The organism is Aeromonas sp. A35_P (assembly GCF_002259925.1).
Classification (GTDB): domain Bacteria; phylum Pseudomonadota; class Gammaproteobacteria; order Enterobacterales; family Aeromonadaceae; genus Aeromonas; species Aeromonas dhakensis.
Genome location: NZ_NEVB01000049.1, coordinates 1 through 10,847 on the forward strand (window position 1 = coordinate 1; position 10,847 = coordinate 10,847).

The 10,847-nt window shown below is 62.8% G+C and carries 10 protein-coding genes and 2 pseudogenes; 6 read left to right on the forward strand and 6 right to left on the reverse strand.

The genetic code is table 11. The features are described 5' to 3' along the window. On the forward strand, window positions 1-159 hold a 159-nt coding region (locus tag CAK78_RS04285), incomplete at its 5' end, for a cold shock domain-containing protein (protein WP_141214121.1). A 370-nt stretch (window positions 160-529) separates the two neighbouring features. Continuing rightward, window positions 530-2,476: a ligand-gated channel protein gene (locus CAK78_RS04290; RefSeq protein ID WP_017782169.1), complete on the forward strand. Its 1,947-nt coding sequence runs from the start codon at window positions 530-532 to the stop codon at window positions 2,474-2,476. A gap of 33 nt (window positions 2,477-2,509) precedes the next feature. Here the strand turns inward: CAK78_RS04290 and CAK78_RS04295 are convergent. The 3 genes and pseudogenes from CAK78_RS04295 to CAK78_RS04305 all read right to left on the reverse strand — a co-directional run bounded on the left by CAK78_RS04295 (window position 2,510) and on the right by CAK78_RS04305 (window position 6,218). Next, window positions 2,510-3,997, reverse strand: a pseudogene (locus CAK78_RS04295) (transporter substrate-binding domain-containing diguanylate cyclase). A gap of 102 nt (window positions 3,998-4,099) precedes the next feature. Further along, a complete protein-coding gene (locus tag CAK78_RS04300) occupies window positions 4,100-5,491 on the reverse strand; it encodes an ATP-binding protein (protein ID WP_094696480.1) in 1,392 nt (463 codons plus the stop codon). 4 nt (window positions 5,492-5,495) lie between these two features. Then, on the reverse strand, window positions 5,496-6,218 hold the full coding sequence (locus CAK78_RS04305) for a response regulator (protein ID WP_011707648.1): 723 nt from the start codon (window positions 6,216-6,218) through the stop codon (window positions 5,496-5,498). 181 nt (window positions 6,219-6,399) lie between these two features. Between CAK78_RS04305 and CAK78_RS22765 the strand changes: the two genes are divergently transcribed. The 3 genes from CAK78_RS22765 (at window position 6,400) to CAK78_RS04315 (ending at window position 7,544) form a co-directional block, all read left to right on the forward strand. Continuing rightward, entirely contained in the window at window positions 6,400-6,573 is a 174-nt protein-coding gene (locus CAK78_RS22765; RefSeq protein WP_176452661.1) for a hypothetical protein, read from the forward strand. A 73-nt stretch (window positions 6,574-6,646) separates the two neighbouring features. Beyond that, window positions 6,647-6,973: a hypothetical protein gene (locus CAK78_RS04310; protein WP_094696481.1), complete on the forward strand. Its 327-nt coding sequence runs from the start codon at window positions 6,647-6,649 to the stop codon at window positions 6,971-6,973. Between the two features lie 220 nt (window positions 6,974-7,193). Then, on the forward strand, window positions 7,194-7,544 hold the full coding sequence (locus CAK78_RS04315) for a hypothetical protein (RefSeq protein ID WP_094696482.1): 351 nt from the start codon (window positions 7,194-7,196) through the stop codon (window positions 7,542-7,544). Between the two features lie 57 nt (window positions 7,545-7,601). Here the strand turns inward: CAK78_RS04315 and CAK78_RS04320 are convergent, their stop codons facing one another. The 3 genes from CAK78_RS04320 to CAK78_RS04330 form a co-directional block, all read right to left on the reverse strand. Continuing rightward, a complete protein-coding gene (locus tag CAK78_RS04320) occupies window positions 7,602-8,021 on the reverse strand; it encodes a hypothetical protein (protein ID WP_017780878.1) in 420 nt (139 codons plus the stop codon). Between the two features lie 129 nt (window positions 8,022-8,150). Next, window positions 8,151-9,152 (reverse strand): sensor domain-containing diguanylate cyclase, encoded by a 1,002-nt coding sequence (locus CAK78_RS04325; RefSeq protein WP_094696483.1) that lies wholly within the window; start codon window positions 9,150-9,152, stop codon window positions 8,151-8,153. 188 nt (window positions 9,153-9,340) lie between these two features. Further along, on the reverse strand, window positions 9,341-10,252 hold the full coding sequence (locus CAK78_RS04330; protein WP_176452662.1) for a helix-turn-helix transcriptional regulator: 912 nt from the start codon (window positions 10,250-10,252) through the stop codon (window positions 9,341-9,343). 75 nt (window positions 10,253-10,327) lie between these two features. Here CAK78_RS04330 and CAK78_RS04335 point away from each other — a divergent pair. Continuing rightward, window positions 10,328-10,725 (forward strand): annotated as a pseudogene (locus CAK78_RS04335) (VOC family protein). Window positions 10,726-10,847 lie beyond the last annotated feature (122 nt).

The following is a 10,847-nucleotide window of genomic DNA, read 5'->3' on the forward strand; positions in this document are numbered from 1 at the left end:
GGCTTCATCTCCCCGGTTGACGGCAGCAAAGACGTGTTCGTACACTTCTCCGCTATCCAGTCCAACGGTTTCAAAACCCTGGAAGAAGGTCAGCGCGTTGAGTTCACCATCGAGCAAGGCCAGAAAGGCCCGGCTGCTGCCAACGTAGTTGCCCTGTAATTCAAGTCAGGGATACCGTCACCCCGCTTCTGCCGGTTGAACGGATCCACTGCAAGAATTGAAAAAACCCGCTTCGGCGGGTTTTTTGTTGCCTCAAATACTCCCTTCCCGTCATCCCCGCCCTGCTCCCATCCTTGCCTACTTCCGCTTCTCTGTTGGCGAGAGGATAACCGCACAACATTAATGAGATTAATTATCATTTACACAGTCATCCGTGATCACTACAATGCCTGCCGACCGCCGGGATCACTATTCGATTGAACCTGCCTGGTCCGGGTTTCACGCGGGATGCGGCGAGACCCCCCATCGATTCACCCAAAGGATGAATGCATCTTCTTACTAAAAAAGAGTTCAGGCCAACATGATAACAATGCACCGCAACAAGCTGACCACGCTCATTCTCGCCGTCCTCGCCGCCAACGCCCATGCCGCCGAACAGGAGGTCATGGTGGTGACCGCCTCCGGCTTCCAGCAGAAGATCGAGAACACCGCAGCCTCCATCTCGGTGGTGACGCGCGAGCAACTGGAGAAACGCGCCTACCGTGACGTGACCGACGCCCTGAAGGACGTGCCGGGGGTGGTGATCACCGGCGGCGGCAGCAGCAGTGACATCAGCATTCGCGGCATGAGCTCCAAGTACACACTGATGCTGGTCGACGGCAAGCGGGTCGACAGCCGCGGCACCCGTCCCAACAGCGACGGCCCCGGTATCGAGCAGGGTTGGCTGCCGCCGTTGCAGGCCATCGAGCGGATCGAGGTGGTGCGCGGCCCCATGTCCTCCCGTTACGGCTCTGACGCCATGGGCGGCGTCATCAACATCATCACCCGCAAGACCGCCAGCATGACGGCCTGGCAGGGTTCGGTGCAGGCCGACTCCACCTTCCAGGAGAACAAGGACTCCGGCAACATCTTCCAGAGCAACGCCTACACCGCTGGTGCCCTGGTGGATGGCCTGCTGGGGGTGCGAGTGAACGGTCTGCTCTCCCACCGCGGCGAGGATCAGTTCCAGAACGGGTTCGCCGAGCAGGAGATGCGCAGCGGCACAGTGGTGTTCAGTCTGACCCCAGACGAGCACAACCGCTTTGACTTCGAGGCCAGCCGCGGCCTGCAGGATCGCAACCGCACACCGGGCGACTCTCTGGCAGCCAAGGCCAAGCCCAGTCTGAACACCTACGGGCGCACCAACTACGCCATCACCCACGACGGCCGTTATGACTTCGGCTCTTCCACCAGCTACCTGCAGCGGGAAGAGAACACCAACCCCGGCCGTCAGATGAAGCTCATCAACACCATCGCCGACACCCATACCCAGTTCGAACTGGGGGCTCACTACCTGAGCGTGGGCGGTCAATATCGTCACGAGGATCTGCAGGATGAGGGCAACCAGCTCAACGTGGCCAACCGGGCCAATCAGCTGACCCGCTGGAGCTGGGCTCTGTTCGTGGAAGACGAGTGGTCGCTGACCGACAGCTTCGCCCTCACCGGCGGCGTGCGGATGGACCGTGACCAGAACTACGGCACCCACTGGAGCCCGCGTCTGTACGGCGTCTGGCACCCGGCCGAATTCTGGACCCTGAAGGGCGGCGTCTCCACCGGCTACCGCTCACCGGATCTGCGCATGTCGGCCGCCAACTGGGGCCAGGCCACCGGCGGCGGCACCCAGGACGGCATGCTGGTCGGCAACCCGCAGCTCAAACCGGAAACCAGCGTGAGCCAGGAGATCGCCCTGTTGTGGGATGGTCAGGAGGGGCTGAGCACAGGGCTGACCCTGTTCAATACCGACTTCGAGGACAAGATCTCCGAGATCCGCCGCTGCACCAGCAAGGATGACCCCTCCTGTACCCTGAACGGTCACACCTATGACTTCATCAGCGACCGCATCAACGTCGACAAGGCGAACATGCGCGGGGTGGAAGGCACGGCCAACTGGGCCATCAACGAAAAGTGGTCGCTGGCCTCCAGCTACACCTTCACTCAGTCCGAGCAGAAGAGCGGTCCGAACGAGGGCAAGGCGCTTAACCAGATGCCGCGCCACATGTTCAACACCACGGTCGACTGGAAGAGCACCGATGACGTCAGCCTCTGGTCAAGGGTCAACTTCCGCAGCAAGACCTCGGACTACCTGAGCCGGGTCAGAATGGCCGACGGCACCCCTTCCTACACCTTCTTCGACACGGGTCTGGTCTACAAGGCCAACGAACATCTGAACGTCACCGCTGGCGTCTACAACCTGTTCGACAAGACGGTGGACTACAGCAGCTTCGGCACCGTGCTGGATGGTCGCCGCTACACCCTGGGCATGACCTACAACTTCTGATGACCCGCCGCCGCCCCCCTGGGCGGCGGTTTTTTATTTCCCCGCCTTGCCAGCCGTCTCTTTCACAAAGCTTGCCGCCTGCCAGGTGTTGCGCCCCAGCGACTTGGCACCATACATCAGCTGATCTGCCTGCAGCAGCACTCGCCGGCCCTCTGCCCTCGCTTCAGCCGGTACCCACACAGCCCCCGTACTGATGGAGATGCCGAGCGCCCCGGCACTGGTCTGCAACTTGTGGCTATTCACCTCCTGCCCGATCCGGCCGGCCCACTGCTGCAGCGTCGCCATGTCGGCCACCAGCAGGCTGATGCAGAACTCCTCGCCGCCGATGCGGGCGAACAGGGCGCTGGCGGGCAACACCCGCTGCACTCGCTCCACCATGGCCGACAGCACCTCGTCGCCGACCCCGTGCCCGAAGCGATCGTTGATCCCCTTGAAGCGATCGAGATCGAACAGCAGCAGGGCGCACGCCTCGCCGCTGGCCAGTCGTTGCTCAAACAGCGGCAAGAAGGCGCGCCGGTTGAGGATGCCGGTCATGGAGTCGGTACCGGCGAGGCGCTCCAACCTGGCGTTGGCCTGGATAAGCTCGGCGGTACGGCTCGCCACCGCCCGCCGCAACTGGATGATGTAGGCCATCAGCACCAGGCCGCCGACGGCCAGCAGCCAGGGCCAGAGATGAACCGGATAGACGGTCTCGATATGCATCCACTTGCGGATGATCCGCTCCCGATCCGCCTCTCCGATGCGGGCAAAACCCTGTTCCAGCTCCTGCAGCAGCACCTGATTGCCCTTGCCGACGGCAAAGCGGACATCATCGCTGTAGAGGTGGCGTACCGGTATGAAGCGGGTGGGATCCGCCGAGGTGTAGATGTAGAAGTTGGCGACCTGCAGATCGGCGATGAAGGCATTCAGCTCGCCATTCAAGGCAGCGCGCAGCATGGCGTCGTTGTCATCGAAGGTGTGCAGCCGGGTGCGCGGGAAGTTTTTGCGGGCGTAGTACTCCTCGTACCCTCCCGCCACCACCCCCACGCTCTCGTGCAGCAGGTAGTAGTTCACGTCCGAGCCGCGCAGAGCGTTGGCGAAAAAAAGCTGGGCATCGAGGTGGGAGAGGGCCTAGCCATAGTCGTAGACCATATTGCGCTCCGGCGACCAGAGCAGGCCGCCATGGACATCGGCCTGGCCGTTGCGGACCAGATCCAGCGAGCTCTGCCAGTCCACCAGCTTGAACTGGATCGGGCGACCGGTGATGCGGCCATACTCGCGCCACAGATCGATCAGCAGGCCATCGGGCTGACCAGCCTCATTGATATAGGAGAAGGGCTGCCAGGCCTTGGAGTTGGCCACGATGAGCGGTTTCTGGGGGCTGGCTGACCACACGGGCAGCGCCAGCACGCAGAGCAGCAGCAACCACCCGTATCCGACTCGCCTCCTGACTCCCGACTCACCCACCATCCCTGTACCGACCCTGTTACTTGGCCGTCTGCGCGGCCATCGATTATCACCATCTTCAGCATAGGAGAACAAGCATGAGCGAGTATGAAACGAACGTGATACCTGTTGGATAAGTGCAAGACAAAAAACGAAAAGGGCACCCATCGGTGCCCTTTCCATCGGCTTGTTCGCCCCTCACAGCGGCAGGCTGATACGTGCCTCCAGCCCACCCTGTGCCCGGTTGTGCAGGGTCAGCTCACCGCCGTGCTGGTGCACCAGGGTACGGGCGATGGAGAGTCCCAGCCCCACGCTGCCGGATTCGGTGTTGCGGGCCTCGTCGAGCCGCACGAACGGTTTGAACACGTCCTCCAGCCTGGCCGGATCGATGCCGGGCCCCTGATCGCAGACCCGGATCACCAGCTCGCTGTCGGTGCGTTCCAGCGACACTTCGGCGCTGCCGGCGTACTTGATGGCGTTGCCGATGAGGTTTTGCAGTACCCGGCGCAGGGTGTTGGCACGGCAGGCGTAGACCTGCTTGCCCTCGGCCAGGCAGGTAACCGGCTGGCCGGTGTCGGCATAGTCGTCGCAGAGGCTCTCCAGCAGGCTGACCAGATCCAGCTCCCGGGTCGCCTCCTGCTGCCCCTCCTCCCGGGCGAAGCTGAGGGTCGCCGCCAGCATCTGTTCCATCTGTTGCAGGGTCTGCTGGATCCGCTCCTTGTCCTCTCCCTCGTCCAGAAATTCGGTGCGCAGCCGCAGGCTGGTGATGGGAGTGCGCAGATCGTGGGAGATGGCCGCCAGCATCCGGGTTCTGTCCTGCACGAAGCGATCGAGCCGGGTGTGCATGCGGTTGAATGCCTGGATGGATTCGCGCACCTCGGTCGGCCCCTCCTCCCGCAGCGGCTCTATGTCCTCGCCGCGGCCGAGCCGATCCGCGTTGGCGGCCAGCTGCTTGAGCGGCAGGGTAGCGCGGCGGAACAGCCAGATCATCAGGCCGATCACCAGGCTCGCCACCAGCATCAGGTTGAGGGTGGTCTGCCAGGACCAGCTGGCCGACTCCTTGTCCACCAGCGAGCTGAACTGCAACCAGCCGCCGCGCGGCAGCTGGATGGAACCATACAGCCGCATGTCCTGCGGTGGCGGCATCCCCTTGCGATCCTTCATCATCCGGTTGTGGTGCTGCCAGGCGCGGCTGCGCTGGGCATCCTGTTTGAGTTCGGCGCTGATCTCCACCATCAGGGTCGAGGGGTAGCCAAGCCGGGAGCGTACCAGCTTCTCGAAGCGGGGGCTGCGGTTGTCCGGCTGCAGCGGCTCGTCGGCGATGCGCAGCAGCAGGGTCTCGCTGCGGCTCGCTTTGAGGATCTCGTCATAGAGGGAGGGGGGCGAGAGGGCCAGCAGCCGCACCACTGAGATGATCCGCTGCATGGCGTTGCGGCTATTGACGTAGCCGAGCGCCTCTTCCCGATCGGTGCGATAGATCTGGATGCTGAGCAGCTGGATCAGCACCAGCCCGGCCAGCGCTACCAGGATGATCTGGCCGGTCAGCCCCTTGGGCCACAACTTCGACCAGCCGCGTCTGAGGATACCCACCCCCTTATACCTGGGTCACATCGGCGGCAAACAGATAACCGCCGCCCCAGATGGTCTTGATGAGCTCGGGATTCTTGGGATCCCGCTCCAGCTTGCGCCGCAGCCGGCTCACCAGGGTGTCGATGGCGCGATCGAACGCCACTGCCTCGCGACCGCGGGCCAGATCCAGCAACTGATCCCGGCTCAACACCCGCTGCGGGCGCTCCAGAAAGACCCGCAGCAGGTCGAACTCGGCGGTGGAGAGGCTCAGGCCCACCCCTTCCTCATCCACCAGCTCGCGCCGGTTGATGTCGAGCAGCCAGCGATCGAAGCGCAGGTCCCGGGTCAACGTCTCGGCCGCCGGCTGCGGCTCGACCTGGGTGCGGCGCATCACCGCCTTGATGCGGGCCAGCAGCTCGCGCGGATTGAACGGCTTGGCGAGGTAGTCATCAGCCCCCATCTCCAGCCCTATGATGCGGTCGGTCTCCTCTCCCATGGCGGTGAGCATGATGATGGGCAGGCTGGACTTGGCCCGCAGCTCTCGGCAGAGGGTCAGGCCGTCTTCTCCCGGCATCATCAGATCCAGCACCAGCAGATCGAACTCCCGCTCCTCCAGCAGCCGCTTCATCTCCTTGCCATCGCGGGCACAGCTGACCCGCAGGCCGTGCTGTTCCAGAAAACGCTTCAGCAGATCGCGGATCTCGCTGTGATCGTCGACGACCAGAATGTGGGTGCTGCTTTGATTCATGGAAACCTCTCCTGTTAGAGCTGGCACGAGTATACGAAAATCTGCCGGGCGGTTTGTGTCAAAGTGTGCCAGATCAGCAAGATGCCACACTCTGCTACAAAAAAGCGGCCGTTCGGCAAAGTTGAGACACAAGCAGGCTGTTTACTGTCACCACCTTATCGGTTGCAGGAGCAGACACGCCATGCTGGCCCTCACCACCCCCTTGCTGCTGGCCATGGCCGCCAGCGAACTCCTTGCCACACAGGCAAGACGCACATCCGGCCAGACCGATCCGGCCCAGGCCGGATCCGCCGCCGCGGCAACAGACGATGCCGGCGTGCCCGCCAACCAGGCAACCGATCCCCCTTCGTCATGATGTGCGTCATCCCGATGCGTTGCCATGACCTGACCGCCGCCTTTGCGGCCCCCATACCAAGGAGAATCGACTCATGATCAACAAGACCATGGCCCTGTTCATGCTGGCCGGCCTGGCCCACACCGGTCTGGCCCAGGCAGCCCTGCCGGCCGATGTCAGCGCCGCCCCAGGCCTGCTGTTCGTCAACTGGCACGACGCCGCCAGCAGCAGCGATGCCAACCCGACCTTGGAAGTGCGCAATGCGGCCGGCGATCTGGTCAAGCGGGTCCCCGCCCAGCTGAACGGCATGCAGCAAATACGCCTGCCAATGCGAGCCCAGGGTGACCTGACCCTCAGCCTGGATGGTGAGAGCAGCAGCTATCGGATGCCCTACAACGTCGGTAGCGGTCGCCAGCGCTAAGCCCGCCCATCCGGAAAAATACCCCGCCAGTGACAGACACTGACGGGGTATTTTTATTGCCCGTCCAACATGGACCTGGTCAATGTCCGGTACAGGGTCATGGTGTCACACTCTGCTACAAAATTGGCTTCAACTGGCAAAGTTCAGACACCTGTCTGGTGTGTAATCAGGGTCAAGGCGAGCAAGCCGACCCCGAACTCAATCCGCAAGGAGATAGACCATGAAAAAACTGACCAAGACTCTGCTGACCGCCACCCTGATCCTTGGCCTGCCGCTTGGCGCCTATGCCGCCAGCGAAGCCGTCAGCACTGCCCAGCCCGGCATGATGACCGACTGCCCGATGGACGGCAGCGGCATGATGGGCGGCAAGCACCATGGCGGCCGCCACGACAAGATGGCCCGTCTGCAGAACATGACCCCGGAGCAAATCCAGACTCACCTGCAGCAGCGTTACGACAAGATCGAAGATCCGGCCAAGAAGGCCGAGTTCGTCAAGAACCTCAATCTGCGTGCCGACGGCATGACCAAGCACGCTGAAGCGATGAAGCAGTTCGCCGAAGCGCACCAGTAATTCGAAAGCAGCAAAAAGGGGCCCGCGGGCCCCTTTTTTCATGCACGTCGTTCAGACTCAGGCCTTGGTCTTGTCGGCCAGGTTCAGGGTCTTGACGGTTTCGCCTTCGAACTTGATGAGCACGGTTTTCTGGGCTACTTCGGACTCCTTGAACAGGCTCTTGGAGGTCTCTGCCAGCATGGGGGATACCTTGTTCAGGGCGCCCAGATCATAGGTCCACACTTCCAGACCGGCTTCGGTCTTGGTGCTGGCCGGTGCGCCCAGTTTCTCCTTGATGGCCTGCTTGTTGGAGCCGCCTTCCTTGATGTCCAGCGCCTTCTTGACTGCTTCGTTGGAAGCGCTGTCCATGGCGGTGCCGGCCATCTCTTTGGCAGTGCTGGTCACGCTGCTGGTCACTGTGTCGGTCAGGGAATCCATCAGGCCGGCGTTGGCCATCAGAGGCAGTGCAGTCAGGGCAACCAGGATGCTCTTTTTCATCGTTTCATGTCTCACGGGGTTTAAAGAGCGCGCATCAGACCAGCGTACCCGTACGGAGTCAAGATGGGGCTGCGGTCAAGACGCATTCGGGGGGGAGGATTAGCGCCATCCAGCAGCCGGCGCGGCCGGCTACTGGCAGATCTGGTTCTTGCCCGTCAGCTTGGCCTGATAGAGGGCCCGATCCATTCTGACCATCAGCTGACCCATGCTCTCGTCCGGACCGTACTCGGCCAGCCCGAAGCTCATGGTGATGGGGAAGTGCTCGCACACCGGCGTCGCCATCAGCAACTGCCGCAGCTTGTCGGCCACCCGCCAGCCATCGGCCAGGCCGGTATTGGGCAGCACCAGCATGAACTCGTCCCCGCCCCAGCGGGCAATCAGGTCTATTTCGCGAATGTGGCTGCGCACCAGCGCCACTATGTTGATCAGGGTCTGATCCCCCGCCTGGTGGCCGTGGCTGTCGTTGATTTGCTTGAAGTCGTCCACGTCCATGGCGATGACGGAGAAGGATTGCTGAAAACGCTTGGCCCGCTCGCACTCCTGCCGAATGGTGCGCTCCAGCCGGTAGCGGCTGGCGGCACCGGTCAGGGCGTCGGTCTCCGCCAGCTGGCGATTCTCCTCCGCCTTCTGCTGCAGCGCCTCGTTGAGCCGCACCAGCTCGGCGGTGCGCAAGGCAATCTGCTGCTCCAGGGTGTGGTTGCGCCGCTCCAGCTGCTCCAGCAGCAGCTTCTGGGCGTGGATGTTGCGGTGGGCACCGATCATCCGGGCCACCGAACCGTCCGGGTTGCGGGCTATGATGCGGCCGCAATCCTCGATCCAGATGTAGTCGCCGCTACGGCTACGGCAGCGATACTCGACCCGGTAGTCGGGGGCGGCGCCGCTCAGGTAGGCGTCGAAGCAGGCCATCACCTGCTCCATGTCGTCGGGATGGATCACGCTCTCCCAGGTGAAGACAGTGTTGCCGAGGGTGTGGGGCTCGTAGCCCAGCATCCGGTACCAGCCGGGATTGCGATAGACGAACCCGGTGTTGGCGTTCCAGTCCCAGATGCCGTCGCTCACCACCGCCAGGATGCCGTGCACCACGGCTTCGCTGACGTCCGAGATCCTGATCGTGTCACTGTCTTGCAGCATAGAGACCATCCTTGCCCTCTCACCCCCAACTGCGGGAAATGCAATTTGATTGAAGAAAAACGACTATGGGGAGACGACTCCCATGAAGCCCAACTCTGTCGCGGCCAGCCGGCTCATGGCCCGTCTCCGGTTATCGGCCGCAATCAGGTTCGTCTGAACAACAGTAGCAACCCGAGTGGCTAAATACCTTACTCTTTTCCGGTTTTAAAGGCGGGATGATGCCGGTGGCGATAGTGGCTGGGCGCCAGGCCGTGCTGGCGCTTGAAGGCGGTGGAGAAGTGGTACTCGTTCTTGAAGCCGCACTGCTCGGCCAGCAGCTTGACCGAATCGGCCCGGCTGGCCAGCAACAACGCCGCCCGCTGCAAGCGCAGCCGTTGCAGCAGCGCCATGGGTGCCAGCGCGAAGTGCTGCTGGCAGAGCCGGTAGAGCTGGCGCTCGGAGAGGTGCAGGGCGCCGGCCATGCGCGCTATGTCCCAGGGCTCGGCCAGCGCATCCTTGAGCAGCAGCTCGAGGCGCAGCGCCAGCCGCTCGCCACGCCGCTGCCCCTCCCCCTTCTGCAGCAGACGGCGCAGGTAAAAACCGAGCTGCTCCACCAGCAGGGCGCTGAGCAGCGGGTCCTGATGACGTTCCTGCTCCGCATAGAGGTTCTCGACGGTGCGCAGCAGGGTGGCCTGCTGAGAGGTGCAACCGAGCCGGGATTGGCTGGCGAAGGCATCCCAGGGGGAGTCCTTGTGCAATAGCAGCCACACCAACTCCCACTCGCTCGACTGCTGGCTTAACGGCTCTCTCAACTGCTCACTCAGCTGCTCTCTCAACTGATAGCAGAGCGGCTCCCCGGCCGGGATCAGCGCCCACTCACCGACCTGCAGCCGCGCCATGCGATCGCCCACCAGCACCTCCCCCTCGCCCCCCAGGGTCAGCAAGAAGCAGTGCATATCGGCAAAGCGGCGCACGATGCGGTAGCGGGTCTTGAGGCGGGAATAGCCCGCCAGCCACACCTGCTCCTGCGCGAGGGCCGGCAGCAGGCTGTCACAGCAGATCTGCTCGCGGCAGTCGGGGGAGACATCGATAAGCTCGGTGTTGGCAGTTTCAGACATCATCAGGACGGACTCAGCCATGTCGAAGGGGCAGGCCCCAGCATAGCATTAAGGGCATCAAGTCACAGGAGACCAGCCATGCATATCCATCACGTCGCCATCTGGGCGCAGGATCTGGAGGCGCTCACAACATTCTACTGCACCCTGTTTGGCGGGCAGGCCAATGAGCGCTATCACAACCCGAGCAAACAATTCAGCTCCTACTTCGTGCGCTTCGAAGGGGGCGCCAGCCTGGAGCTGATGCACACCCCCATCCTGTTTCCGGCAGATCTCAGTCTGCCGCACCCGTTGCAGGGGCTGACCCACCTCGCCTTCTCCCTCGGCAGCGTGGAGGCGGTGGACAAGATGACCGCCCACCTCAAGCTGCTCAAGGGGCCGAGGTGAAACACCTGGACGGCCCCCGCAGGACCGGCGACGGCTATTACGAGAGCACCTTTCTGGATCCCGAAGGCAACCGGCTGGAGCTGACCATCTAATCCCAGAGATCTCCCCTCACCCTGCCCCTCTCCCAACGGGAGAGGGGATCATGCGGTATCGGGAGCATGATCGCTCACCACACCGGTTCAGTTAACCGCAATACCATCAGCCAGGTAGGTTC